The 25,061-nt window shown below is 66.9% G+C and carries 23 protein-coding genes, 1 tRNA gene and 3 pseudogenes; 16 read left to right on the top strand and 11 right to left on the bottom strand.

Annotated elements, in window-relative coordinates:
- Positions 1-226: 226 nt before the first annotated feature.
- From IHQ52_RS02945 to IHQ52_RS02935, 3 genes are all read left to right on the top strand, one after another.
- Entirely contained in the window at positions 227-967 is a 741-nt protein-coding gene (locus tag IHQ52_RS02945) for a hypothetical protein (RefSeq protein WP_191834665.1), read from the top strand.
- 60 nt (positions 968-1,027) lie between these two features.
- On the top strand, positions 1,028-1,681 hold the full coding sequence (locus IHQ52_RS02940) for a putative glycolipid-binding domain-containing protein (RefSeq protein WP_191834666.1): 654 nt from the start codon (positions 1,028-1,030) through the stop codon (positions 1,679-1,681).
- A 141-nt stretch (positions 1,682-1,822) separates the two neighbouring features.
- Positions 1,823-2,842 (top strand): IS481 family transposase, encoded by a 1,020-nt coding sequence (locus tag IHQ52_RS02935; protein WP_238063993.1) that lies wholly within the window; start codon positions 1,823-1,825, stop codon positions 2,840-2,842.
- Here IHQ52_RS02935 and IHQ52_RS02930 read toward each other — a convergent pair.
- Complete coding sequence (locus IHQ52_RS02930) at positions 2,839-3,813, bottom strand: prephenate dehydrogenase (RefSeq protein ID WP_006435227.1); 975 nt, start codon at positions 3,811-3,813, stop codon at positions 2,839-2,841. The two genes, IHQ52_RS02935 and IHQ52_RS02930, sit on opposite strands and share 4 nt — an antisense overlap.
- 79 nt (positions 3,814-3,892) lie before the next feature.
- Here IHQ52_RS02930 and IHQ52_RS02925 point away from each other — a divergent pair, with 79 nt between their 5' ends.
- From IHQ52_RS02925 to IHQ52_RS02905, 5 genes are all read left to right on the top strand, one after another.
- A complete protein-coding gene (locus IHQ52_RS02925) occupies positions 3,893-4,435 on the top strand; it encodes a tRNA adenosine deaminase-associated protein (protein ID WP_006435226.1) in 543 nt (180 codons plus the stop codon).
- A gap of 16 nt (positions 4,436-4,451) precedes the next feature.
- Positions 4,452-4,916: a nucleoside deaminase gene (locus IHQ52_RS02920; protein WP_006435225.1), complete on the top strand. Its 465-nt coding sequence runs from the start codon at positions 4,452-4,454 to the stop codon at positions 4,914-4,916.
- A gap of 124 nt (positions 4,917-5,040) precedes the next feature.
- Entirely contained in the window at positions 5,041-5,310 is a 270-nt protein-coding gene (locus IHQ52_RS02915; protein WP_006435224.1) for a hypothetical protein, read from the top strand.
- A gap of 172 nt (positions 5,311-5,482) precedes the next feature.
- Positions 5,483-5,692 (top strand): CsbD family protein, encoded by a 210-nt coding sequence (locus IHQ52_RS02910; protein WP_006435223.1) that lies wholly within the window; start codon positions 5,483-5,485, stop codon positions 5,690-5,692.
- 77 nt (positions 5,693-5,769) lie between these two features.
- Positions 5,770-5,860, top strand: a tRNA-Ser gene (locus tag IHQ52_RS02905).
- Between the two features lie 55 nt (positions 5,861-5,915).
- Here the strand turns inward: IHQ52_RS02905 and IHQ52_RS02900 are convergent.
- Positions 5,916-6,353 carry a MarR family winged helix-turn-helix transcriptional regulator gene (locus IHQ52_RS02900; RefSeq protein WP_024498764.1) on the bottom strand — a complete coding sequence of 146 codons (438 nt, stop codon included), beginning with the start codon at positions 6,351-6,353 and terminating at the stop codon, positions 5,916-5,918.
- Positions 6,354-6,510: 157 nt separating this feature from the next.
- Between IHQ52_RS02900 and IHQ52_RS02895 the strand changes: the two genes are divergently transcribed.
- Positions 6,511-7,452, top strand: coding sequence for an alpha/beta fold hydrolase (locus tag IHQ52_RS02895; RefSeq protein WP_238064081.1), 942 nt, complete (start codon positions 6,511-6,513; stop codon positions 7,450-7,452).
- Positions 7,449-8,861 (top strand): phytoene desaturase family protein, encoded by a 1,413-nt coding sequence (locus IHQ52_RS02890; protein ID WP_024498762.1) that lies wholly within the window; start codon positions 7,449-7,451, stop codon positions 8,859-8,861. Before IHQ52_RS02895 ends, IHQ52_RS02890 begins: the two co-directional genes overlap by 4 nt.
- 78 nt (positions 8,862-8,939) lie before the next feature.
- On the opposite strand, the gene IHQ52_RS02885 is transcribed toward IHQ52_RS02890, so the two are convergent.
- Positions 8,940-9,761, bottom strand: a complete 822-nt coding sequence (locus IHQ52_RS02885; RefSeq protein WP_006435217.1) for an SDR family oxidoreductase — start codon at positions 9,759-9,761, stop codon at positions 8,940-8,942.
- Between the two features lie 176 nt (positions 9,762-9,937).
- On the opposite strand from IHQ52_RS02885, the pseudogene IHQ52_RS02880 reads away from it, so the two are divergent.
- A pseudogene (locus IHQ52_RS02880) lies at positions 9,938-10,839 on the top strand (helix-turn-helix transcriptional regulator).
- Positions 10,840-10,858: 19 nt separating this feature from the next.
- Here the strand turns inward: IHQ52_RS02880 and IHQ52_RS02875 are convergent.
- Positions 10,859-11,329, bottom strand: coding sequence for a hypothetical protein (locus IHQ52_RS02875; RefSeq protein WP_006435215.1), 471 nt, complete (start codon positions 11,327-11,329; stop codon positions 10,859-10,861).
- Positions 11,330-11,691: 362 nt separating this feature from the next.
- Between IHQ52_RS02875 and IHQ52_RS02870 the strand changes: the two genes are divergently transcribed.
- Positions 11,692-12,834 (top strand): acyl-CoA dehydrogenase family protein, encoded by a 1,143-nt coding sequence (locus IHQ52_RS02870; RefSeq protein ID WP_006435214.1) that lies wholly within the window; start codon positions 11,692-11,694, stop codon positions 12,832-12,834.
- A 33-nt stretch (positions 12,835-12,867) separates the two neighbouring features.
- Here IHQ52_RS02870 and IHQ52_RS02865 read toward each other — a convergent pair whose 3' ends face one another.
- A complete protein-coding gene (locus IHQ52_RS02865) occupies positions 12,868-14,610 on the bottom strand; it encodes a DUF3556 domain-containing protein (RefSeq protein WP_238064080.1) in 1,743 nt (580 codons plus the stop codon).
- Positions 14,611-14,747: 137 nt separating this feature from the next.
- Here IHQ52_RS02865 and IHQ52_RS02860 point away from each other — a divergent pair.
- Positions 14,748-15,707, top strand: a pseudogene (locus tag IHQ52_RS02860) (hypothetical protein).
- Positions 15,708-15,754: 47 nt separating this feature from the next.
- Here the strand turns inward: IHQ52_RS02860 and IHQ52_RS02855 are convergent.
- Complete coding sequence (locus IHQ52_RS02855) at positions 15,755-16,453, bottom strand: GNAT family N-acetyltransferase (RefSeq protein WP_006435211.1); 699 nt, start codon at positions 16,451-16,453, stop codon at positions 15,755-15,757.
- Positions 16,454-16,666: 213 nt separating this feature from the next.
- Between IHQ52_RS02855 and IHQ52_RS02850 the strand changes: the two genes are divergently transcribed.
- Entirely contained in the window at positions 16,667-17,374 is a 708-nt protein-coding gene (locus IHQ52_RS02850) for a YoaK family protein (RefSeq protein WP_006435210.1), read from the top strand.
- Positions 17,375-17,466: 92 nt separating this feature from the next.
- Here the strand turns inward: IHQ52_RS02850 and IHQ52_RS02845 are convergent, their stop codons facing one another.
- The 4 genes from IHQ52_RS02845 to IHQ52_RS02830 form a co-directional block, all read right to left on the bottom strand.
- Entirely contained in the window at positions 17,467-18,288 is an 822-nt protein-coding gene (locus tag IHQ52_RS02845; protein WP_024498757.1) for a universal stress protein, read from the bottom strand.
- Positions 18,285-19,889 carry an MFS transporter gene (locus tag IHQ52_RS02840; protein WP_024498756.1) on the bottom strand — a complete coding sequence of 535 codons (1,605 nt, stop codon included), beginning with the start codon at positions 19,887-19,889 and terminating at the stop codon, positions 18,285-18,287. Before IHQ52_RS02840 ends, IHQ52_RS02845 begins: the two co-directional genes overlap by 4 nt.
- A 347-nt stretch (positions 19,890-20,236) precedes the next feature.
- A complete protein-coding gene (locus IHQ52_RS02835; RefSeq protein WP_006435207.1) occupies positions 20,237-20,461 on the bottom strand; it encodes an amphi-Trp domain-containing protein in 225 nt (74 codons plus the stop codon).
- A 39-nt stretch (positions 20,462-20,500) separates the two neighbouring features.
- A complete protein-coding gene (locus tag IHQ52_RS02830) occupies positions 20,501-20,659 on the bottom strand; it encodes a hypothetical protein (RefSeq protein ID WP_238064079.1) in 159 nt (52 codons plus the stop codon).
- A gap of 309 nt (positions 20,660-20,968) precedes the next feature.
- On the opposite strand from IHQ52_RS02830, the gene IHQ52_RS02825 reads away from it, so the two are divergent.
- Positions 20,969-21,520: an LppA family lipoprotein gene (locus tag IHQ52_RS02825; RefSeq protein ID WP_232513049.1), complete on the top strand. Its 552-nt coding sequence runs from the start codon at positions 20,969-20,971 to the stop codon at positions 21,518-21,520.
- 52 nt (positions 21,521-21,572) lie between these two features.
- On the top strand, positions 21,573-23,207 hold the full coding sequence (locus tag IHQ52_RS02820; RefSeq protein ID WP_024498755.1) for an alpha/beta hydrolase: 1,635 nt from the start codon (positions 21,573-21,575) through the stop codon (positions 23,205-23,207).
- Here the strand turns inward: IHQ52_RS02820 and IHQ52_RS02815 are convergent.
- Positions 23,193-24,973: pseudogene (locus IHQ52_RS02815) on the bottom strand (penicillin-binding transpeptidase domain-containing protein). The gene IHQ52_RS02820 and the pseudogene IHQ52_RS02815 overlap by 15 nt on opposite strands.
- Positions 24,974-25,061: the final 88 nt, after the last annotated feature.

Below are 25,061 nucleotides of genomic sequence, written 5' to 3'. Positions count from 1 at the left end.
TTCAGTTCACCTGGTGAACGATTTCGGTGGGGTCTGTCAGGGGGCTGCCGCCCCCGTGAACTGGGGGTAGGGGCGGCAGCACGGCCGGACCGGGACCCCATTCGTTCAATCGATTCCACAACGGGTTGCCCACCGCGCGACCAGCATTTCCGGACCGCGCGGGCTCACCGGCACAGAGACCCGCCGTAAGGTCGAAGACAGACAACACTTCGACCGGAGGCCGACGATGGGACAGCCGTACGGCGGACCGAACCGCGACGCCCGCGACCCGCGGGATCGTGGCAGCGATCCGTATGGGCACACACCCGGGCCGCAGCTGTACCCGCCGCTCGGATACGCCCCGGACGGCACCGCCCTGTTCCGGCCCGGCCAGCCCACCAACACCGAGCTGCGCATCGCCGAGCAGGCCGAGCGGGAAGAGGCGCGTGCCGCCGCCCGATCCGCGGCCGTATCGGACGACGAGTCACGCATCACGAAGGTCTCCACCTCGACGCTCATCGTGTGTCTCGGACTCGTCGTGCTGGTGGCCGTCGCGATAGTCGGGTTCAGCGGGATTTTTCGGAACGAACCCACCGAACTGCCCCTCGCCGACCCGCCGACCACCATCGACGTTCCGCTTCCGCGCACATTCGAACCACCGCAACTGACTCCCGACGATCCCGGCCGGCCCGTGCCCGGCGGACCCGACGAACGCGTCAATCCCCTGGACAAACCGGTGACCTACGACGTCGCCATCGACGGTCAGGCCACCATCCTCTACGTCGACGCGATGGGTCTGAGGTCGGAGTTCGCGCCATCCAATCCTTGGAGTGTCCAGTTCACCGGTGGGGACAATCCGTTGCGTCTCCTGGTGATCGCCGGGACCGGGAGCGGCGCCAAGTGTTCGATCAACGTCGACGGCAAAGTGGTGGTGGAGGACACGGTGACGGCGTCGTCGGCCCGACGCACCGCCTCGTGTATCGCGTGACCGGCGGAGATTCGCGCCGCCACGTCGTCCATCTGGTCGAGTGACCAGCACGTCCGATGTGTGATCGGCGGGTCGGCTCGCTACCGTAGTCGTGTGAGTTCTCCGCAGACAGCCCCCGAGGGTGAGCAGTCGTCCGCCGCCACGGACGAGTTCAAGACCGTGCTGACGTGGCGTGGCGAGGACACCGACCGACTCGAACAGGTCCGCCTGGTCGTCTCCGGCGCACGCGTGAAGGCCTATGGCCGGATCATCGCCGCCGCGACCGACGACCACGAGCCGTTCTCCGCGTCGTACGAGTTACAGACCACCGACACCGGCATCACCAGACGTCTCACGGTGCACCTCATCTGCGGCGACACGGGGGAGACCCAGTTCGGAATCACCCGCGACAACGAGGGCACCTGGCTCATCCGTCGCCCTGACGGAGAGATCATCCAATCGGACTTCGAGGGTGCCAAGGACGTCGACCTCGCGCTGTCGCCCATGTTCAACGCGCTCCCGTTGCGCCGCATGGGGATCACGCCGGCCGACGGCACCGTCGAGGTACCCGTCATGTACATGTACCTGCCCAGCGGTGAGGTGAAGCCGGCCACGATGTCCTACACCGCCACCGCGGACGGCGTCGACCTGGTGTCGCCGCTGGCCACCACGACCATCACCCTCGACGACAACGGCTTCGTCGCCGACTACCCGGGACTCGCCCGCCGGGTCTAGCCCACTCAGACCTTGCGGTAGGCCTAGCTGTACTGACCCGGGACGTTAGGTACGGGGTTCGGCGAGTCGGCGTGACATAGGGAAGACCTCCGAGTGAGGTGTGGAGCTGTCTAAGAACCGCTCCTCAACCCGGAGGTCTTCATGTCTCACCGTAATTCACCGTTGTCCCCGACTGGCCGGCTGCGTCTGGCTCGGTGTGTTGTCGAGGATGGGTGGCCGCTGCGGCGTGCCGCGGACCGTTTCAATGTCTCGGTGACCACGGCCAAACGGTGGGCCGACCGCTACCGCGACCACGGGCCCGCAGGGATGGTTGACCGCTCAAGCCGGCCCCGCTCATGCCCGCATCGCACCACCCGTCGCCGGGAACGCCGGGTGGTGGGGTTACGCGTGTCGCGCCGTTGGGGACCAGCTCGGATCGGGTTCCACCTGGGGTTGAACGTGTCCACAGTCCACCGCATCCTCACCCGGTACCAGTGTGTGCGGTTGTCGTGGACCGACCCGGCCACCGGAGCACCGGTGCGTGCACGACGACGTGAGGTTCGCCGGTATGAACGCGAAGCTGCCGGGGACTTGATCCACGTCGACATCAAGAAGCTGGGCAGGATCCCCGACGGTGGTGGGCACCGCGTGCACGGCCGCGCCCGAGGCGGCCGCAATTCCAGTGCCCATCGCGATCCGTCCCGGCCCCGCACCGTGCATGGCCGCCCCAACCTGGGATACGCCTACCTGCACCACGCCGTCGATGATCACTCCCGATACGCCTATTCGGAGATCCTCGCTGATGAGAAGAAGGAAACCGCGACCGCGTTCATGACCCGTGCCTTGGCCCACTTTGCCTCGATCGGCGTCACGACCACACGGGTGATGACCGACAACGGGTCCTGTTACCGGTCCAGAATGTTCCGGAAACGATTGGCCGACAACGGGATCAAACACAAATGGACACGACCGTACCGGCCGCAAACCAACGGCAAGGTGGAACGATTCAACCGCACACTGCAAGAGGAATGGGCCTACGCCCGCCCCTACAACAGCGAGACCGAACGCGTGGCCGCCTTCGACGAGTTCCTGCGCATCTACAATCACGAACGCGGCCACACCGCACTCAGAGGCGACTCACCCGCCGACCGCGTACCCAACCTGGCGGGTCAGTACACCTAGCCCACCCACACCCGGCCCTGATGCGCCTGGCGGCGGAGTTCCTCCTGCCAACCCGGCTCGCCGATCGTCACTCCACTGATGGGCTCCGGGCTACCGTCGTGCAGTCGTTCGTACGCGGTGCGTGCTCGATGTCCGTCGTCGACCAGGACCTCGGCCGTCCCGTGATCACGCAACTCGTCGCGCGCGGCGATCAGACGGTCGATGGTCTCGCTGAGAACGTTGAGGACGGCGATGCTGTTGGCCTCGATCATCGCCCGCTGCAGCGCGGGTGCCGTTCCGGCGACCCGGGTGCCGTCGCGGAAGCTGCCGGCGGCCAGGCGTAGGGCGAGGTCGCTCTCGCCGGCGCCCACCGCGGCGGTCGCGGCCGCCGTCAGATGCGGCATGTGGGAGATCGCGGCGACGGCACGGTCGTGCGCATCGGGAGCCACGGGCACCACCAGCGACCCCGCCAGCCGTGCGATCGACGCAACGGCCAGCCAGTCGTCGGCGACGGTGTGATCGGTCGTGGTGACCGCCCACATCGCATCCCGGAACAGTGTCGGATCGGTTGCCGGCCACCCGGACCGACTGGTCCCCGCCATCGGATGCCCGCCGACGTAGCGCGCGCCGGGGTGTGCCCGCGCGATCACCTTCTCCACTTCCTGCTTGACGCTGATCACGTCGGTCAGCAGAGCGCCGGGTGCGTGTTCGGCGATGTCCGACACGATGGGTTCGATGGTCGTCACCGGGGTCGCCAGGACGATGACGGCTTCCGTCTCGGCCGCACGGCGCAAGGTGGCGACGAGATCCGTCGACGCCTGGTATCCGTCGGAGGTTGCTGCGTCGACGGTCGCCGACGACCGGTTGTAACCGAACGTCTCGTGCCCGGCGTCGTGCAGAACCCGCAACAGCGAGCCGCCGATCAGACCCAGGCCAAGCACGCACACCGGCGTCGAGGGCGCAGAACGCGAGGACGACGAGTCAGCAGTCACGCTGACAACGTTCCCATACCTCGATCTCCGCTCGTTCCGGGACTTGGGACTGCAGCTGATAGAGGCTACGGTTTGCTGCATGGCCGGTGCCGGATATGGGAAGTCGGGTTCGAACACGCAGGACGTGGAAGAGGACATCGACGGTTTCGCTGTTGCGGTGGTGCGCGACGAGAGCGGATGGAAAGTCACTGCGCTCAAGCCGTCGGCGCTCTCTGATCTCGAGGACGCCGAGCGACAACTTCGCGAGCTCCGTTCGGCCGGCGCCGTGTTCGGGCTGCTCGACGTCGACGACGAGTTCTTCGTCATCGTCCGGCCCGCGCCGTCGGGTGCGCGGCTGCTGCTCTCCGACGCGACCGCGGCGGTCGACTACGACGTCGCGGCCGACGTCCTCGACGCCCTGAACCTCGACGTGCCCGACATCGACCCGGACGAGCTCGACACCGTCGAACCGTGGGAAGAGGGCGACCTGGCGGTCCTGGCCGACCTGGGCCTGCCCGACGCGGTCATGAGCGTCATCGTCGGCGACACCGACCTCTACGCGGATGAACAGCTCGGCATGATCGCCGCCCGGCTCGGCTTCGCCGATGAACTGGGCAAGGTTCTCGACTCACTCGGCCACTGACCGGCGCCGGCGCACGATGAGTGCCCCCGCCTGGGAGAACATGGTGCGCGCGGCACTCGACGCCGCCTCGTCGTCGGGAACCGACGACGTCCCGATCGGTGCCGTGGTCTTCGACCCCGAGGGCGTCGAACTGGCGCGCGCGGCCAATCGTCGGGAAGCAGACGGCGATCCGACGGCGCACGCCGAGGTGCTCGCCCTGCGTGCCGCAGCCCGCGCCTTCGGTGACGGTTGGCGACTCCCCGGCTGCACGATCGCGGTGACGGTCGAACCGTGCACGATGTGTGCCGGCGCCATCACGCTGTCCCGCGTCGACGCGCTGGTGTTCGGCGCGTGGGAACCCAAGACCGGGGCCGTCGGGTCCCTGTGGGACGTCGTGCGAGACCCGCGACTCACCCACCGCCCCCAGGTGAAAGGCGGCGTCCTCGAGGCCGAGTGCCGCGCGCTGATGGTCGATTTCTTCGCGACACGGAGAGCGCGCTGAACACCACTCTCAGGGATGTGAGACGAAAAGATCGGTGAGATCGCAGGGTCGCGACCGGTGGTCGGTACCGCGCTGCTCTGGCAGATTGGAGATCGAGTCCCGACCCGATCCTCGAGGAGTAGCCATGTCCGACCCGGCCGACAAGGTCACCGCAGCATTCGACACCGCCAAGGCCAAGATCAACGAACTGGCCGAGAGTGGCAAGGTGCAGGAGGCACTGGGCACCGCCCGCGACAAGATCGACGAACTGGTCGAGAGCAAGCAGGTCCAGGATGCGCTGGGCACCGCGAAGGACAAGCTGGGCGAGCTCGCCGAGAACGAGAAGGTCCAGGAGGTCGTCACCACCGCCAAGGACAAGATCACCGAGGTGGCCCAGAAGTTCAACAGTCGTTGATCTGACGTCTGACCTGGAGTTCTGCACGGAGTCGCCGGTCTGTGGCACCGTGGAACGCAGGAGTCAGCTCCTGCATGGCGACGCTCGCGTCGAGCCACCGGCGCGGGTAGATCGCCGAGTTCTTCCACCTCGGCCGGCATCCGGCCGTGCCGAACCTCATCGAGGAGGCTTCATGGGAACCACTGACGACGCCAAGAACAAAGCCGAAGAGTTGAAGGGCCGCGGCAAGGAAGCCGCCGGCAGCCTCACCGACGATCAGGATCTGAAGAACGAGGGCAAGGGCGATCAGGCCCAGGCCCAGGGGAAGCAGAAGATCACCGAGGCCGCCGACGCCGTGAAGGGCAAGGTCGACGACGTCAAGGACAAGCTGACCGGCCACTGATTGCCCGCTGTACCCGGTTTGATCGCTCTGACCAGCTGATTTAAGACTCGCCGCCCCGCTGCGGTACAGTCTTTCGCGGTGGCGTGTCCGAGCGGCCGAAGGTGCAGCACTCGAAATGCTGTGTGCGGTAACCCCGTACCGAGGGTTCAAATCCCTCCGCCACCGCCAGAGATGGCCCCCGTCGTGTAGACGGGGGCCATCTTGCTTCTCGGATGCTGCTTCGTCAGCTGCCGGCGATGTCGTCCCGCAGCGTACGGAGGGCCTCTTCGGTCTCGGCGGCACGGTCGGCGCCGACTGCGGATTCCCACCGGACCCGGATCCGTTCGAACGCCGAGCTCCCGATCGCGATCGCCTCCCGGCCCCGGGTGGTGATCCTCAGGCTCTTGCGGCGCGCGTCGTCTGTGTCGGCAGCACGTTCGACGTAACCCAGGCCTTCGAGGGTCGTGATGGTCTTGGCGGCGGCCTGACGGGAGACGCCGAGGCGACGGGCCAGGGAGGCGGCGGTGCCCGCCCCGTCGTCGATGGCCTCCATGGCGAGCTCATTCGAGACCGTGAGCCCGGCGTGGCCGGCCGCGGTCAGCTCCTCGATGACCTCGCGCGTCATCGCATCGAAGGTCTCGACCAGCATTCGCGCGAACTGCGCACCATGGGAAACGTCCACGTCGGGAGATTACTGCTCACCCACCCTATTGACAACCCGGTTGTCAGGTTCTAGGTTATTGACAACCCGGTTGCCAATAAAACGGCTTGTCATGAGTGTGAATACCCGAAGTGTGGCCAGGGCCACGATCCCCGGCGTGGAACACCACGTAGCGCACGTGAACGGAACGACGCTGCACCATGTTTCGGCGGGAAGCGGTGGCTCGCCCATCCTCCTGGTTCATGGCTTCCCGGAATCATGGTGGACGTTCCACCGACTGATTCCGTTGCTGGCGAGGCGTCACCGGGTGTTCGCCGTCGATCTCCGTGGCTTCGGCGACTCCGCGGTCGCGGATGACGACCACGACAGCGCGACGGCGTCGGATGATCTGCGCCAACTCATCCGGCACCTCGATGTGGGCCCGATGCATGTTCTGGGACAGGATATTTCGGGTGGAGCGGTCTACCGGTTGGCAACGGAACATCCCGGTCTCGTGCGCAGTCTGATCGCGGTCGAGATGGGTCTGGCCGGGTTCGGCCTGGAGGGGCTCGGGGACGTGACCCGAGGCGGTTCGTGGCACATCGGTACGTTGGCCGCGCCGGGCATCGCCGACGTGCTCTTCGGCGGGCGCGAACGGGAAGTGCTGGAGCAGTGGGCGTTCCCGACGATGACAACCGTGCCGGGGGCGGTTGACGAAACGGACATCGCCGAGTTCGTGCGGGTCTTCGCCCGAGACGGGGGCTGGCGCGGGGCGGCGGGCCTGTATCGGTCCATGCTCGCCGAGGGAGAAGAGTTCCGCGACCGGGCCTCGGTGCCGTTGACCATGCCGATGCTCGCTGTCGGGACCTCCGGCGGAGCTTTCACCGCTCAGACGCTCGCTCAGATTTCGGGCGGACCTCTGTCCACGATCGAGTTCGAGGCGGTCGGACGTCACGTCGCGCTCGAGGCTCCGGATCGCCTCGCTGCAGCGATCGTCGACTTCCTGGACGGCGTCGACCGGAGTCTCGACGTTGACGCCCGTCATCGGGTCACCGATTCTGAGGTGGTGAGTGAATGGCGGATGCGACCCGACGACTGTGGCGCGTCGCCGGTCCCGGAGAGAGGTCAGGGGAGTCGGTGACCACTGCAGTCGTGGTCGGCGGTGGTCCCAACGGGCTCGCCGCCGCCCTTCACCTCGCCCGGTCCGGAGTGCAGGTTCAGGTGCTGGAGGCCGCGGACACGGTCGGGGGTGGCGCACGGTCCGGGGAGCTGACGGTGCCCGGCCTCATCCACGATCATTGTTCGGCGTTCCATCCTCTCGGGGTGGGGTCGCCGTTCTGGGCCGAGGTCGGACTCGAGAAGTACGGGCTGGTGTGGAAGTGGCCGGAGATCGACTGTGCCCACCCGCTCGACTCCGGTGAAGCCGGACTCCTGTACCAGTCGATCACCGAGACCGCCGCTGGTCTCGGCGTCGACGGGGCCCGCTGGCGGTCGATGTTCGGCGATCTGGCCGAACACTTCGACGACCTGGGTGAAGATCTCCTCGGGCCGATCGTCGGCATCCCCGGACACCCGATCCGGTTGGCCGCCTTCGGTCCTCGAGCCGTACTTCCGGCCACCGTGCTGGCCCGCTGGTTTCGCACCGAACGCGCACGGGCCCTCTACGGGGGGATCGCCGCGCACCTGTTCTCCCGCCTCGACCGGCCGCTGACCGCATCGCTCGGCCTGATGATCGCCGCGAGCGGGCACCGATACGGATGGCCGGTGGCAGAGGGCGGTTCCGGCGCCATCACCGCCGCGGTGTCGGCTGCGCTGCTCGAGGCCGGCGGCAAGATCGAGACCGGAGTCCGGGTCAGCTCCCGCGCCGACATCCCGCCCGCCGACCTCGTCCTCCTGGATCTGTCACCGTCACAGGTGCTTTCGATATACGGCGACGCCATGCCTGCGCGGATTCGCCGCTCCTACCGGAGATACCGCGTCGGCTCGTCCGCATTCAAGGTCGACTTCGCCGTCGACGGTGACATCCCGTGGACCAATCCGGAGTGTGTGCGGGCCGGAACCGTTCACCTCGGCGGCGGCTTCGGCGAGATCGCGTATACGGAGAAGCAACGTGCCGCCGGGGTCATGCCGTCGCGGCCGTTCGTCCTGCTCGGTCAGCAGTACGTCGCCGATCCCACCCGCAGTGCGGGCGGAATCAACCCGATCTATGCCTACGCCCACGTCCCCGGCGGTTTCGACGGCGACGCCACCGACCAGATCGTCTCGCAGATCGAGAGATTCGCGCCGGGCTTTCGTGATCGGATCGTCGCCACGGCGAGTACGGGGACCGAAGCCCTGCACCAGAAGAACGCCAACTTCGGGGCCGGTGACATCATCGGTGGCGCCAACGACGGCCTGCAGATGGTCCTGCGGCCTCGCCTCGCGATCGACCCGTACGCGATCGGTGTTCCGGGCGTGCACATCTGCTCGCAGGCCAGCCCGCCGGGCGCCGGTATCCACGGGCTGTGCGGGTATCACGCCGCCGAGTCGGCGCTGCGCTCACTCCGGTGACGGCCGAATCGCCACCTCCGTGGGAATCCCGCTGGGCAGCTGCGATTCTGGACGTGAGGTGGCGATTCCGGGTGCCGGTCAGTCACACGCGGTGGCAGCGGATGCCGCACGCAACGGAGCGATCTCCTTCTCGATGCGTTCGGTGATCGCCACCCGTCGGTCGAGTGCGTCCTGGCCCACCGGAAGATGCAGGGGCAGTGGATCGTCCGACGACACGATCCGGTGGATGAACGCGGCACCCTTGACCGGGTCGCCGAGCTGGGAATGGTTGGTCTCCTCGGCCCACTCGAGAGTCGCGTGTGCGGGCGTACCGTCGTATGCGGCAACCTGATTCGCCGGCAACTGTAGCGAGCTGGCATCGAGGAAATCGGTGCGGAACACGCCGGGTTCGACGACCGTGCTCTGGATTCCGAACGGCGCTAGTTCACCGGCGAGGGATTCGCTGATACCCGCGACCGCGAACTTGGTCGCCGAATAGAGTGCGACGCCGGGCTCGCCCTCGAAGCCGCCGCGCGACCCGATGTGGACGAGCTTGCCCCGGCCGGCCGCGCGCATCAGTGGTACGACCGCACGGGTGACGTTGAGGAGCCCGAAGACGTTGACGTCGAACACCGACCGCGCCTCGGCATCGGTGATCTCCTCCACGGCGCCGAGGAGGCCGCGTCCGGCATTGTTGACGAGGACGTCGACGGTTCCGAACCGCTCCATCACGGACGCGACTGCGGTCGCGACCTGGCCGATGTCGGTGACGTCGAGAGGTACCGGCAACACATCGGGGTGGTTGCGGACGTCGTCGGGGATGGAGTCGGTGCGTCGTGCGCAGACCGCGACGTGGTCGCCGGCCTGCAGGGCGGCTCGTGTGATCTCGAGGCCCAGTCCGCGGCCCGCTCCGGTGATCATCTAGACAGACATGTTCGTCTACTCACTTCCTGTTGGGGTGGTGGTGAATCGCCGTCGAGGCGATGACATCCATCGTCACGACCCGGCAGCCATCGGTGAAGAGAGAGTTCTTCCTGGGACAAACTGGGCCACCCTCACCCTTTGACGCAGGTCAGACGAGTCCGCAGGATGGGAACATGGCCGATCAACTCGAACCGTCACTCGCCGATTTCCTTCGCGCGGCCCGCGGTCGGCTGTCACCGGACGCCGCCGGGATAGCCGAGGTGGGACGTCGCAGGGTCAACGGCCTGCGTCGTGAGGAACTGGCGATGCTCGCCGGAGTGAGCGTCGACTACTACACGCGGCTGGAACAGGGGCGGAGCAAGAGTGCGTCGCTGGAGGTCCTCGACGCACTCGCCGACGCACTGCAACTCGACGACAGTGAACGCAACCACCTGCACACGATCGCCCGTCGCGAACCGACTCGCCGACGCCGTGCCGACAAGCCGCAGCGTCTCCACGCGTCGACGCTCGAACTGCTCGAGACCTTCGACGCCGCACTGCAACCAGCGTTCGTACTCGGGCGCCGCCTGGATGTGCTGGGCCACAACCGACTCGCCGGACTCCTGGTCGCCGATTTCGAGAACCGGCCTGCGGCAGAACGCAATCAGGCCCGATTCGTCTTTCTCGACCCCCACGCGCGCGACCTGTACGTCGACTGGGACGGCGTCGCCGCGGACACCGCTGCCATGTTGCGCATGGATGCGGGCAAGCATCCCGACGATCCGCGGCTCGGCGCTCTGGTGGGTGAACTGTCCATCCACAGCCCGGAATTCGTCAAGCTGTGGTCGCGCAACCGCGTGCATGAGCGGAGCGTCGGCACCAAGCGGTACCACCATCCGGTGGTGGGTGATCTGAAGGTCTCCTACCAAGCCCTGAGCCCGGGCGACGATCCCGAGCGACGATCTTCGTCTACCGGACCGAGCCGGAGTCCGCGTCCCGGCATGCGCTGCAGCTGTTGTCCCGGATCGCCGACGAACCGTCGGCGGCGACTGCGTCGGAGTCGACGGTCCCGCAGATCCCCGATGGGAACGCCTGAGCGGGCGCCGGGGGCGAGGTCAGCCGATCCCGATCGTGCGTCCCGATGGCGCGGTGCGCAGCGCCGACCCGACGGGAGAGAGTGCCACGGCGATGGTGCCGGTCACCACCAGATGTGACGGGACCTCGGCGTGCAGGGTACGGCGGTGCCGGGACAGGTCGACGATGGTGATGTCCATCATCGAGCCACCAGAACCTGCTCCGGGGAAAGCGATGTCGAGAATCGACGAGTGCAACGGGAGAGCCGCATCGATGGAGACGACGGCGCGCCCATGGGAGACGACCACCGAGGTCATCCGGGTCACCAGCGTCGGATGCCACTGCGACGGGTCGCACGAGGACTGGCACAAGGGGAGTCCCTCGGCGTCGAGGTAGAACGCGACCTTGCGCCTCAGGGATTCCTCACGCAGTGAGACCTCGCCGGCGAGGACGTCGTCGCCGGCGGCACAGAGCTCGGCTCCCCAAGTGGTTGCATCGAAGATCCTGGTCACAACTGACCCCTCTCGGCGAAGGCTGGTGTGCTCACAGTGTGACCGATTTCGGATCGTTCTGCATCGCGACGCGTCGGAAAGATATTGGACAGCAGTCGATTTGAGCATCCGAAGGCGGGGGAAGGCGCGCGCGGGACCCGGCGTCGATTCGACGCGCACGACGATCGGGCACGGGGGCCGCTGATCTCGGCGTGTGCATCCGATCATGACGTACGACTCCCGGTTGCGCACCTCGGACACGCCGCGGCCTGATCGCCCGCGTTCTCCCGTACACGAGGCGCGGCGATGCGCGGTGCGCCAACCGTTACATCGTTCAATGTTACGATTGGCGCCGACGGTCCCGCGACGAAAGGCTGACCCCTGTGACTGAACGTTCCCCCTGGGAGGACGACGACATCAGCGCTTTGCGTGAACTGGCGCGAAGCTTCTGCGAGAAAGAGATCAAGCCGAACACCGAGAAGTTCATCGAGCAGCACCATGTCGATCGCGACCTGTGGCTCAAGGCCGGTGAACTGGGGCTTCTGTGTATGTCCATCCCCGAGCAGTACGGCGGCGGCGGGGGCACGTTCGCGCACGAGGCGGTGCTCATCGAGGAGCAGGCCGGCGTGGCCGACAGCTCATGGGGCGTCAGCCTCCACAACGGCATCGTTGCGCATTACCTCCTCGCGTACGGATCCGAGGAGCAGAAGTCGACGTGGCTCCCCAAGATGGCCAGCGGGGAGGTCGTGGGCGCCATCGCCATGACGGAACCGGGTACCGGCTCCGACCTACAGAACGTCAAGACCAGGGCGATCCGCGACGGTGACGACTACGTCATCGACGGCTCGAAGACCTTCATCACCAACGGCGGCCAGGCCGACCTCATCATCGTCGTCGCCAAGACGGACTCGTCCGAGGGTGCCAAGGGCATCTCCCTGATCCTCGTCGAATCCAGCCGGCAGGGGTTCCGTCGCGGACGGGTCCTCGACAAGATCGGGCAGCGCGGACAGGACACATCGGAGCTGTTCTTCGACGGCGTCCGGGTGCCGACGTCGAACCTGCTCGGTGAGCAGGAAGGTCAGGGGTTCATCCAGCTGATGCAGCAGTTGCCACAGGAGCGGCTGATCATCGCGGTCGCCTCGGTGGCCGGCATGGAGAAGGCCGTCTCCGAGACGATCGCCTACACCAAGGAGCGCGAGGCATTCGGCCGGCCTGTCTTCAGTTTCCAGAACACCAAGTTCAAACTCGCCGAAGCGGCCACCGAGGCACGGATAGCGCGTGTCTTCGTCGACGACTGCATCGTGAAGCACATCGACGGAAAGCTCGACATCCCCACGGTCGCAATGGCGAAATGGTGGACGAGCGACCGGGCGATGGCGGTCGCCGACGAATGCCTCCAGCTGTTCGGCGGCTACGGATACATGAACGAGTACCCGATCGCCCGCCTGTGGGCGGACAACCGCGTGCAGAAGATCTACGCGGGAACCAACGAGATCATGAAGGAGATCATCGCCCGCACCCTGTGAGTCCGGGACCGGTCGCGCCGACGGCAGGCGGCCTCAGGCAGGATCAGTGCGGCCACCATCGGCGCGCCATGTCACTGTCGTCGGGACCTCGTCGTCCCACGGCTGGCGGGTGACGAGATCGGCGACCCGGACGTAGCCCTTCTCGAAGACGCCGATCGCCGGGTCGATCAGGCGGTACTCCTGCGTCTGACGATGAATCGGCTGGGCGTCGAGCAGGACGATCCGCACCTCGCCCGGCTCGAATCGGCAACGGCGCTGGAGTGATTCGATGAGCTGCTCGTTGGAGAGGTGGCCGTCGCCGAAGTTCCAGCCCATCGCGGTGCTGCAGATCCGTTCGCCGTCGGTGAGTACGTACTGTTCCTCGGGGGTTCCACTCATGGCGCGATGTGCGAGCGTGAAGAGTGCGCGGCCGTGACTGTTGGAGGAGCGGAACGCATATCCCATGTAGAGGGGGATCTGGGCTTCGGGACTGCCGTAGAACCGTTCGAGTTGGGCCGCCGGCATCGACGCGATGGCCACGATGCCCGCTTCGATCTTCGCCGACGCCGACGGCTTGATGCACCACAGTCCGGTGTCCCAGTTGCCCGCGTAGTACCGCATGCCGGGCAGGAAGGACACCTTGCGCGGCATCAGGTTCCCGACGACCACCGTCGTCGCCGACACCGCGAACAGTAGTAGCGGCCACGGGGATTCGAGGTCGGTGAGCCCGATGCCCGGGTGGCCGACGAAGATCGCGAGGATGCCGAACATCATGAAGACGTTCCACTCCAGCGGGACTCCCATCGGGATCGACGACAGGATGCCGAAGTGGAAGACGAGCATGATCGCGGCGGCGATCCCGCCGACCCACCCGCCGTGCGAGAAGAACAGCACGATCGGGACGAGTCCTTCGACGGCCGTGGAGAAGTGGGCGATCCAACGGGACCGGCGTCCGGGTCGGAGGTCTTCGGGGAAGTCCTCGAAGAACTTGCGTTTGATCTTCGGCGACCGCCAGATCGGGTTGTTGGACATCATCGTCGCGATGACGAAGGGGAAATGCTTGTTCAGTTTCGACGTCGCCGCGCCGAGCCAGATGCACAGGAACAAGAGTTGGGCGCCGATGATCATGTCGACGCCGCCGAACAGGAACGTCACCGTCAGCGCGCCGTACACCTCGCCGCGTGCGGCCAGGAAGACCGTCTTGTCCCGGAGTCCGATCGCGGCGAGGAGTCCGAGGATCGTCCAGATCTGCCACGCGGGAAGGACGCCGACGGTGGTGTCGAGTTCGGGGACGGCGCCCGAACCGGGGCTGAACAGGGCGATCAGCACGACGACGATCAGCGCGCCGTAGAGCAGGACGTCGACGGGGGTCCTGGCGTCACCCGCGGTCAGTGGGATCCGGGGCCACGGGGGCTGACGGATCGTCCCGGGGCGCAACCAGTAGAGGATCGAGCCGAAGGGCGGGAAGAAGCGGTTGTTCAGCGGGCCGAACCCGCAGCCGAAACCCACCACCTCGAAGAGCGTCGTGTAGAGCACGACCTTCTGGAAGACGATCGGCTCGTTGTACCAGGCGGTGACGTCGAGGAAGCCGTCGATGCCCGGCGTCGTGATGACGATCGTCCAGCCGATCAGGATGAAGGCGAGGATCTTGCCGACATAGAACAGGTGCAGTGCCACCGGGGTCCCGAACCCGACCTCGGCCCAATGTCGCGCCATGGGCCGGATCTTCTCCGCGCGTGTGCCCTGGCTCCAGGTCGGGAAGTCGATGTCGGGAGTGGTCTGTTTCAGGAATCCCATCGTTGCCGAACGTAACAAACCAAGCGATTGCTTGGGGCGAGATCGGTGGTGTGGCCTGGCTGTGGCCGACATCCTCGCGTGGTAGATGCCAGTCGCGAACAGGCCACGTAAGCGTCGCCGAGTGGTTCACTGGAAGCATGATGTTCGTCGCCGGGGCCGTCTTCGTGGTGGTGGTCGTGGTGGCTCTCGTCCTGCTGATGTCGTTGGCCGTCGGCGCGTTCTCGGCGATGTTCACCGGGATGAGAGACGACCGCGCGCGGCGTCGAGCCGAGCGGAACGACTCCCCGGTCGAGGCGTCGCACGTCGCTGTTCGACCGTCGACCGATGCACTGGGCGAACTCGCCGACGAGCTGCGGTTGGCCCAGGCCACGCGGTGGGCGTCGTGTCAGTCGGTACAGCGCCGAATCGAGGGGCAGTGGACCCGCAGCCCGGCGGGTGGCGCGAACGACTACCTCGTCCTTGCTCTCGATCTCTGACACAACCGGAGTCCGGGCAACTCCGATCCGGACGAGGCGGGCCAGGCGGAACCTCGCGACCGGCTCGGGGACTGGACCGAACTCGCACAACTCAACAAGGATCGCATCGGGAAGATCGTCTGGACCACGGCGCTCGTCGCCGACAGCGTCAGCCGTTATCCGGCGTGGAAGCTGGACTTCTTCGACCGGCATTCCGTGCGCGTCGACCTGGTCGGAGAGGCCACCGCGATCACGACCGCAGCGGCCGGGCTGCGCGACCAGCTGGCCATCCTCGGTGACGCGCCCGCGGGACATCTCGGCGTCGACGACGAGGTGATCGCGACGTTCGCGGAGAAGTCGAGGCTGCTGTCCGGTCGGCTTGACGGCCTCGTCGCGCGGGTCGAGGCATTCGCCGAGTACGAGCAGATCGTCGCCCGCATCCAACAGCGTCAGGACAAGCAGTCCTGGCTCGAGCGGGTCAGTGCCATAGACGAATTCGAGCACGTGGTCGACGCGGAACGGGACCGCGCGGAGAGTGACCGCGTGCGCAACCTCGCCGACGAGTCCGGTGTTCTGGCCGCGATCTACCTGGACGAGATCGCGCCGCTGGCGAAGTCGCTGAAACAAAGTGATGCCGCGTAGCGCGTCACCTGCTCCCTGAGGAGTGCCCGGAGCTTGCGGAGCGCACGTCACGAAGGGGCCAGCATCACCTGGAACAGCACTTCCGCGCGGATCTCGAAACCCAGTTGCTCGTACAGGCGGATGGCGTTCACGTTGGTCGCGTCCGCGTGAAGTATCGGGGTGGCGCCACGCTGTCGAATGCCGTGGGCGAGGGCGAGAACCAGTCGTGACGCAAGTCCTTCGCCGCGGTGCGCGGGATCGGTGCAGACCGCGCTGATCTCGGTGTAACCCGGTAGGGCGAGTCGTTCGCCACCCATCGCGACGAGCCGCCCACCGCGCCGGATGCCGAGGTAGGTGCCCATCTCAATGGTGCGCGGACGGAACGGTCCGGGACGTGTGCGCCGGACGAGGTCGATCATCTCCGGTACGTCGCCCGCGGCCAGGGGGACCGCCTCGGCGTCGGGTTCCGCGGACACGCCTGCGTCGATCATCTGCACCCCGGGTCGACGCATGGTCGTCTGCCATTCCGCCGGTGGGGCGTCGGCGACGACGGGGATGAAGAGAGAACCGCCGGGGCCGACCAGTCGGGCGGCGTCGGCCCAGTCGCCGGGGGTCGGGTCGTCCGGCAGGGCCGCCATCGGGCAGACATCGGGGTGGTACCGCAGCGCGGTGCCGACACGTTCGGCGAACCGCGCATGGGGGCCGGTGAGGGCAGCACGTGCCGGGTTGCCGAGCTGCCGGTGGCCGGAACGCTCTGTACCGCTCATGGATTCGTCGACGCTTCCGACCACACGACGACGATACCCGGCCGTGCGCCGACCACGATGACCGCGAGCGCTCGGGATGTAAACGCACACGCGGGAACCGGACTCGCCGGACATCCGGCTGCTCGCCGCCTTACGATCGGAGCGACCGAACAGTGCTGGTCACGACGATCTGCCGTGCGTCGACGGCGAGATCCAGGGCCGAAGGAGCCGCGCTTGACCACGAGTGACAGTTCCCCCGGCGCTGACCGGGAAGCGGCCCGAGACCTCGCGTTGATGCTCGTGCTGACGTTCGCGACCGGCGTCGTCGACGCCGGCGGTTTCCTCGGTCTCGACACCGTGTTCCTGGGGAACATGACCGGGAACGTCCTGATCCTCGGGATGGGTGCTGCCGGCGCCGACGGACTGCCGGTGTTCTCCGTGGCGCTCGCCCTCGTCGCGTTCATCCTCGGCGCCGGGTTGGCGAGCCTGTTCCTACGGTCGGATCGGCGTGGGTGGAGTCCGCGGTTGACCGCTGTGCTTGCGGTGTCGGCGTCGCTGGTCGCCGGTACCGCGGTCATCATCTGGGCACAGTCGACGGAGCATGTGGCAGCGATGTTCGCCGTCGGGATGACCGCGTGCGCGATGGGCATGCAGGCTGCGGCGGCGCGCAACATCGGTGTCGCCGACGTGACGACCGTCGTCGTGACGTCGACGATCACCGCATGGGCGATCGACATGTTCGCACGGCCCGGTCGCGCGACGATCGTGAACCGTCGATCCGCGGCCATCGTGTCAATCCTGTTGGGCGCCTTGGTCGGAGCGCTGCTGGTCAAGGTCGCGCTGTGGTCGGTGTTCGCGGTCGCCGCGGTCATCAGCGCGGTCGTCGTGGTGTGCGGATACGTGCTTGCGTCGGCAGGTGCTGGTGAGCAGGCGGGCGTCTGATCAGGTTGCGTTCTGTCCCGGGTCGCGGGCATAAACGCAACCTGATCCCGGCGGAGTGCCTCCGCAGGTGGGCTGATCCGAACTCTCGGAAGTCAGGACGCGGAGTGATCGACCACCGCGATCGGGTGTCGCGCCGCGTGATGGGCGGCGCGGGTCACCGAGGTGGTCCAGACCGGGAAGGCGGTACCGGCGCGCGGTCGGGTGATCACCAAAAGTGACGCCTGCGGCACGGCTTCGGCGAGCGAGCGATGGGGATCGCCGTTGACGAGCTGAACGTTGACGGGGCAGTCCGGGTACTGCCGCCGCCACGGGTCCAGGAGGGTGTCGGCGCGCGCGTACGCATCGGAGACCTGTTCTGGCGCAGCGTCGTCGGGTATTGCACAGATGATGGTCACCCGCTGGCCGATGTCGCGTGCCCGCTCGAAGGCGGTCTTGATGGCCTGATCCGACGGCGCGTCGACGTCGACCGCCACGACGACCGGGCCGTCGAAGCACACATTGCCGAAAGGCACGGTGACGACGGGGCATTTCGACCGTGCGGTGAGAATCGCACTGACGCTTCCGGAGGTGAGTCGTTCCAGCCAGTTCGCGCGGTGGTGCCCCAGGACCAGCAGGTCCACGTGCTCCGACACCTGCAGCAGCAACGGGACCGGGAGCTCTGGCCTGACGAGCGTGTCCACCCGTAGCTGCAAATGGTCGGCGCGAAGGGAATTCGCGACCGCGTCCGCCCGGGCGAGCGCGGCATCGCGAATGTTCTCGATGTCGAACTCGGCCAGGCCCTGTGCGGCGCCCGCAGGAGCGTATCCGTGGACGAGCAGCAGCCGCCCGCCGCGACGGACGGCAGCCGCCGCACCCCATCGTGCGGCGGCTTCCGACTCCTGGCTGTGGTCGAGCCCGACCGCGATCGTCTTCATCGCGGACTGGTGTCCTCTGTGGTCAGTGCGGCCGCGGCGGCCTCGGCCCGGCGCTCCTCATCGCTGCTCATCGTCTTGAGGGCGACCTCCATGATGAAACAGATGGCGACGAGGCTGAGCGCCGCCATGATTCCGGCGACCAGGAAGATGCGGGCCGTGCCGTCACCGTACGCGCCGCGGACGATATCGGCGATCGGGCCGGGCAACTCGTTCAGGTTCGACAAGCCGGCCTGCGAGCCGCCGGTCTGCCCGGCGTTGATGCCGACTGCACTCAGCCCCTGCGCGATGAGGTCGGAGACATGGCTGGACAGGACCGCACCCAGCACCGACACACCCGACGCGCCGCCGAGCGAACGGAAGAACGTGACGGTCGAGGTGGCCGCACCCAGGTTCGCGGGGCTGACGTTGTTCTGGACCGCCAGCACCAGGTTCTGCATCGTCATACCCATACCGATACCGAGGACGAACAGGTACACACCCAGAATCCTCATGTCGGTGTGCGCGTCGATCGTGGCCAGCAGTCCGAAGCCGACCGTCATCAGCGCCGCACCGGCGACTAGGTAGACCTTCCAGCGTCCGAAGCGGGTGATCATCTGTCCGGAGATGGTCGCCGAGACCATCGAGCCGATGATCATCGGGAGTGTGAGCAGGCCCGCCGCGGTCGGCGAGTAGCCGCGGGCGACCTGGAAGTACTGACCCAGGAACACCGCACCACCGAAGAGGGCGACACCGACGGCGACGCTTGCCAGCGTGGCCAGCGTCGTCGTGCGATCGCGGAACAGATGCAACGGGATGATGGGGCTGCTCACCCGCGACTCGACGAACACCGCGGCCGCCAGCAGCACCAGCCCCAGCGCGACGAGTGCGTAGGACGCCGCCGACGCCCAGTCGAAGCTCTTCCCGGCGAGGGTCACCCAGATCAGCAGAATGCTGACACCCGCGGCGATGAGGACAGCGCCGCCGTAGTCGATGCTGACCTTCTTGCGGATCACGGGGAGGTTCAGCGTGCGCTGGATGACCAGCAGTGCCGCGACGGCGAGCGGCACGCAGACGTAGAAGGTCCAGCGCCAGCCGAGCCAACTGGTGTCGACTATCAGCCCGCCGATCAGCGGACCAGCAACCGTGGCGACCGACATCACCGCGGCCATCGGACCCTGGTAGCGACCGCGCTCACGCGGGCTGAACATGGTTGCCACCACGATGACGACCAACGCCTGCAAACCGCCCAGACCCAGACCCTGGATCACACGGAACCCGATGAGCATGTCGACGGACTGCGAGGTCCCGGCGAGGACGGATCCGATGGTGAACAGGGCCAGTGACATCTGCACCAGCAGCTTCTTGCTCACCAGATCCGCGAACTTGCCCCAGATCGGGGTGGTGGCGGTCGACGCCAGGAGGGTCGCGACGACCACCCAGGTGTACTGGTTCTGTGTGCCGTGCAGATCGGTGATGATCGTCGGCAGTGCATTGGAGACGATGGTCGAGGACAGGAAGGCGACGAACATCCCCAGCAGGAGGCCGACCAGTGCCTCGATTCGCTGGCGATGGGTCATCGGGATGTCCTCGACCTCCACCGGCCCGGCGGCGGGTGCGCTCATCCTCTGATACCTCCGCGGTACGCGTCCGCGTGCTGCCGGCGATGTTCGCGCACGTGGACGGCAAATTGTTGAAAGCTGCAACTAAAGGCAGACGTGAAGGTTGTAACACGCAACTAAGCGGGATTGTTCCTGCTGTGTTCGACGCCTCAGTCGCGGGGCATTTGTTCTGACGACGAGGATCGCCGACTCCGAGCGGGTCGGTTCGACGCTCCTCGACGCGAGCGCGCAGGTCGACGATTACGCGTTGGGCGGCGCGGTGTGGGTACTGGCGTCGTCGAGCCGATCGGCGAGAGGCATCACCGAGGACTGGACCGAATCCGACCGGGCATCGGCGGTCGGGAGCGGGGCTACCAGGAGATCTCGATCTCGATCTCGGATTCCTTCTCGCCGCGCTCGAACTCGACCTTGAGCTTGACCTGCGGGGGGACGTCGATTCGCACGGTCTTGTTGTTGGCGACGAACGACACCTCATTGTGCCGGGCGATCGCATCGGCGAGGTCGCGAAGCCGCTGGGCCGCTTCTTCGCGGGTCAGCGTGGTCTTGGTCTTGTGCTCGAACAGTTCGTCGCCCATGCGTTTCATCTGAGCCGATGACACGCCGGCGGTCAAGGTTCAGAGGTTCAAAAGACGGGAATCTCCAGCGGTCGCGGCGATCTCCCGACCACTGGCGGCGTCGGTGCGTTCGTACTGTGCGGCTGCAGCCCGGGTGCTCTGCTCGAGGTCCGCGAGCTTCTGCAACAGGTCTCTGGTGAATCGGTCCGAGCGGTCCACGAACTCGTCGAAAGCCCGCGGACGCCATGGTCGACCAGCCGCGACCGCACGAGGCCACCGCCGCATCGCTGCTCTTGAGATGGGTCTCCGCAAGGTCGGCGGTCGTCGTGATGGTTCGGGCGGAGTGCCACAGAACTTCGGGATCGACCTCTGACTCGTGAGCAGACATACCGGCACCCCCGTGCGTTGAAGTATGTTTCTGGTGCAGGTAGCAGGCTACCCGCAGAGCCGGTCGGGGGTTACGTGATGCGTGCGGGATGGGTTGCGGTGGTACTCGCGGCCGTTCTGTGTGGAGGGGGGTGCTCCGCGGTGGACGAAGCGACGTTCGGACCGTCGGACGACGTGTCCGCGGCGAGAGTGGCGGAGTTGAACGGGCAGCTTCGCGGGCTACCGAGCCTGGAAGCGACCCTGGATGATTTCCGCGCCATGCGGGAGGCGATCGTCGAGCAGGTCGAGGTGATCGCGCCCGGCGTGAGGTTCGAATCGACCAATCCGCCGGACAACCTGTTCCCGGACTACCGGAACCCCTGCTCGGGCGAGTGGCTGGAGACCGACGGCAGGACCGTCCAGCTCGACCGTCGGACATCCCCGGTGCCGATCAGCGAAGAGCAGTGGCCCCGAGCCGTGGAGATCGTGCGTTCTGCCGCTGCCGCGGCGGGGTTGACGAACGAGACGTGGACACGAAATCAGCCGGGTGACCGAGAGGTCCGGTTCTCCGACGACGAGAACGGTTCCGTCAAGTTCGGCACCTTCGAGGCAGCGCTACTGTCGATCCGGACGCCGTGCAGGCTCCCCGCCGGCCCCGCGGAAGCGGTGACTCCGCCGGCCGCGGACGGATCGAACGCCTCGTCGCCGGGCTGACTCCACGGATCTTGCCCGAATCGACGCCTGGGACACCGGCGCGCTCGACACGATGGCCGACTCCCTCGCGAAACGCGTGACGACCGTCGGCGAGATCGAGGGTGCGCTACGGACAGCCGGCGAGCTGCCGGGCTGGTTCGGCGATGCGGCCGACGCCGCCCGACAGCTGTACGCGGTCACGGTCGATGACCTCCGCGACGAAGCCGCAGTCCTCGGTGCGGCCCGGCAGCTCGCCGTCGAGACCTCCTCGGCGGTCAAACACCTCCAAGGCCGACTCGCCGGTCTACGGGTGCAGGCCGCGGATGCGTCGATGACCATCCACGACGACGGGTCCGTGACCGCCGCACCGACACCCGACCCGGAGGACGACGAAGCGCGGGAGGACCTGCGGAAGGCACTGGAGACCGCGGTGAAGGCACTCATCACCCAGGCAACCGATGTCGACGCCGATGCCGCGCGGGTGTTCGACGCCATCCGCGACGGCAAGATCACCGCGAACGATGCCGGGAGCATGGAAGAGGCGACGAAGGCGGGGGCTGGACAGGGCGGGCTCACCCCTCTCGAACCGCCGGCGGGCAAGTCGCCCGACGAGGTGAATGCCTACTGGGACGCGCTGGCTCCCGAGCAACAGCAGGAGCTGTTACGCGACCGACCGGATCTGCTGGGCAACGTCGACGGCATCCCGTCGCCGATCAGACATGCTGCGAACGTCGCCCGGCTCGACGACGTGCTGAGACAGCTCGAGGATCGTCGGGATCAGCTCACGAGGCAGATCAGGTTCGGCGGCCTCTTCACCAACGAGGACGCCGAACTCGAACAGGTCGGGAAGAAGATCCGGGATGTGCAGACGCTGCAGGAGTTGATGGCCGACAACGAGTGGAGCCCGTCGAATCTGAATGGTCGGATGCTGCTGGTGATGGACATGTTCTCCGGGGAGCAGGGCAAGGCGGCGATCTCCATCGGCAATCCCGATGATGCCGACCATGTCTCGGTCACGACGCCGGGACTGAACACGAACATCCGGAACAGCTTCGGATCCATGCTGGGTGAGTCGGCAGCTCTGCGCGACGAAACGCTCGACGAGCTCCAGCGCGCCGGACGCGGACACGAGAGGGTCGCCACCGTCTCGTGGCTCGATTTCGAACCGCCGGACTCCGACGGCAGCCGTCCGTCCGGATGGTCGTGGCTGGAAGTGGCGCAACAGGATCGGGCGAGCGACGGTGCGCCGGAACTGGCGAACTTCTACCGTGCGATCGATGCGACGTCGAACAAGGCGGACCCGCACATCGTCGCACTCGGGCACTCCTACGGGTCGCTGACGCAAGGACTGGCGCTGCAGACCCCCGGCGGACATCCGGTCGACGATGCCGTTTTCTACGGCTCTCCGGGATTCGAGGCGAACGACGAACCCGAGCTGGGGCTCGAGGACGGTCACGGGTTCGTCATGCAGGGCGAGAGCGACAGCATCTCGTACGGTCAGTCCCTCGGGCCCGTCGGCCCCAACGGTCCGCGGCCAACCTCGACCGACCTCGTGCAACTCGAAGTCGACGATCGAACCACCGCCGACGGTGTGGAGCGGCAAGGCGCATTCGGGCATGCCGACTATCCCCGCGACGGGAACAACGGTGAGCTACGCGTGTCCGGCTATCTGATGGCCCGGATACTGGCCGGCCTATCCGCCGAATGACCGCAGCGGACGCAGGAACTCGCCGCTGACCTGCACGGCGGGCGCCGACGACCCGCCGCCGACGACGAGCGTCGCGAAGGCGAGGTCGCCGACGATACCGGCGAACCACCCGTGTGGGTTCTTGTTGTCACCGTACTCGGCGGTGCCGGTCTTGCCGCCCAGGTCGGGGATGTCCTGCAACGCGGTGGCGGTACCGCGGGTCACGGTGTCGCACATCATGCTTCGCAGTGCACGGACCACGTCGTCGGGAATCTGTTCGGGTTCGGTGTCGCCGGTGGTGCGCTGTCCCTCGACCAGCGTGGGCGTGACGGTCTCACCCCGCGCGAGACTCGCTTCGGCCAGCGCCAGACCGAACGGGCTGACGGTCACCGTGCCCTGACCGATTCCGTTCTCCACGCGCAGGGCAGGGGTGTCGGCCACGGGCACTCGTCCGGTGACGGTGGTCAGGCCCGGGACCGTGTAGTCGGCGCCGATGCCGAATCGGCGGGCCATCGTGGTCAACCCGTCGGCGGGGAGTCTGTTCGCGAGAGCTCCCATGGTCGTGTTGCACGAGCGGGAGAAAGCTGTTGGCAGCGCGACGGTTCCGAGGTCGAAGTCGTCCTCGTTGGGGATGGTTCGTCCCTCGATCGTCGTGCGCCCGGGACAGGGAACCTGCGACGTCGGCTGCACCACCCCGGCGGCCAATGCCGCTGCGGTGGTGATGGTCTTGAAGGTCGATCCCGGCGGGTACAAGCCGGTGAGGGAGACCGCGCCGGACCTGTCGGCGGCGTCGTTCTGGGCGACGGCGACGATCCCGCCGGTCGACGGGGAGATGGCGACGATCATCGCGGGACGTCGTTCACCGTCGACGGCGCGTTGTGCCCGGGTCTGGATGTCTCGGTCGATGGAGGTGCGTATCGGCGGCGTGGTGCCCGGTTGCGCGGAGTCCACGAGATGCGTTGGAGTGCCGTCGTTGTCGACGATCTGGATCGACCAGCCGGCCGTGGCGTCGATCGCGCCACGCCAGATGTCCTCGAGTCCCGACATCGCGGGCGAATGGAGGTCCCTGGTGGCACTGAGGAGCGCACCCTGCTCGGTGTTCGTCACGCCGGCGGTCGACTCGACGCTGCGCCGGACACGTTCGAGATCTGCTTCACGCAGCCTGATCACGGTCTGACGCGGGGCGTTGTTGCCGTCGAAGAGCTTGCGGATCCCGGCCGCCGTCATCGACGGTTCGACCGGTCGCAGCGCACGGGCCAACGTCTCGGCCGAAGCGAGTTGTGCCCGTTCGAGACTGATCAACGTCACCGGCTGCCACGTCATCAGCGGCGCGCATTGGTATCGAGAACCGGTGTGCGGTAGGCGCGGTCGTCGCTGTACGAGAAGGACTGTCCCGCGCGGAGTTGCCGGTGCATGACCGATGGTTGCCACCGGACGCGCCAGCCCGAATCCGTCTCGGCGAGAACGACCGACGTCTGGTAGGCCGTATTGGTGTTTCGGATCTGCCACTGATGGTCGAGCGTTCCGGTGACCTTCTTGTCGTCGACGAGGTCGGCGGCGACCGACAGTTTCGGGGTGGAGCCCATACCGTCGAAGATCGACCGGATCGTCGTGCGAGCCGTCGTCGGGTCGTCGGTGAGCCCGGCGGCCGCGTCGACATCTCCTCGCTGCAGTGCGTCCGCGAACGACTGCAACGTGTCCTCCGGCGAGTCCTTCGACAGGAAACACCCCGACAACGTGCCGACCAGCACCGCGAGAACACTCAGGATCACCAACAACCGACGCATGTGGCCAGACAACCGACCCGAGCCTCCCCACGCAAGGTCACGACGCGCGATGACGCCATAGCGAAACGCTATCGGGGCAGGTTGCCGC

It is taken from the genome of Gordonia amicalis (genome assembly GCF_022059885.1).
GTDB lineage: Bacteria > Actinomycetota > Actinomycetes > Mycobacteriales > Mycobacteriaceae > Gordonia > Gordonia amicalis.
The sequence above is the reverse complement of the archived record's forward strand: the minus strand, read 5'-3'. Positions and strand labels throughout refer to the sequence as shown.

Excerpts from the sequence above, each read along its gene's own strand:
- IHQ52_RS02945 (WP_191834665.1), top strand. The coding sequence starts at position 227 with ATGGGACAGCCGTACGGCGGACCGAACCGCGACGCCCGCGACCCGCGG.
- IHQ52_RS02935 (WP_238063993.1), top strand. The coding sequence starts at position 1,823 with ATGTCTCACCGTAATTCACCGTTGTCCCCGACTGGCCGGCTGCGTCTG.
- IHQ52_RS02925 (WP_006435226.1), top strand. The coding sequence starts at position 3,893 with ATGGCCGGTGCCGGATATGGGAAGTCGGGTTCGAACACGCAGGACGTG.
- IHQ52_RS02920 (WP_006435225.1), top strand. The coding sequence starts at position 4,452 with ATGAGTGCCCCCGCCTGGGAGAACATGGTGCGCGCGGCACTCGACGCC.
- IHQ52_RS02915 (WP_006435224.1), top strand. The coding sequence starts at position 5,041 with ATGTCCGACCCGGCCGACAAGGTCACCGCAGCATTCGACACCGCCAAG.
- IHQ52_RS02910 (WP_006435223.1), top strand. The coding sequence starts at position 5,483 with ATGGGAACCACTGACGACGCCAAGAACAAAGCCGAAGAGTTGAAGGGC.
- IHQ52_RS02885 (WP_006435217.1), bottom strand. The coding sequence starts at position 9,761 with ATGATCACCGGAGCGGGCCGCGGACTGGGCCTCGAGATCACACGAGCC.
- IHQ52_RS02865 (WP_238064080.1), bottom strand. The coding sequence starts at position 14,610 with ATGGGATTCCTGAAACAGACCACTCCCGACATCGACTTCCCGACCTGG.
- IHQ52_RS02855 (WP_006435211.1), bottom strand. The coding sequence starts at position 16,453 with ATGAGCGGTACAGAGCGTTCCGGCCACCGGCAGCTCGGCAACCCGGCA.
- IHQ52_RS02845 (WP_024498757.1), bottom strand. The coding sequence starts at position 18,288 with ATGAAGACGATCGCGGTCGGGCTCGACCACAGCCAGGAGTCGGAAGCC.
- IHQ52_RS02840 (WP_024498756.1), bottom strand. The coding sequence starts at position 19,889 with ATGAGCGCACCCGCCGCCGGGCCGGTGGAGGTCGAGGACATCCCGATG.
- IHQ52_RS02835 (WP_006435207.1), bottom strand. The coding sequence starts at position 20,461 with ATGGGCGACGAACTGTTCGAGCACAAGACCAAGACCACGCTGACCCGC.
- IHQ52_RS02820 (WP_024498755.1), top strand. The coding sequence starts at position 21,573 with ATGGCCGACTCCCTCGCGAAACGCGTGACGACCGTCGGCGAGATCGAG.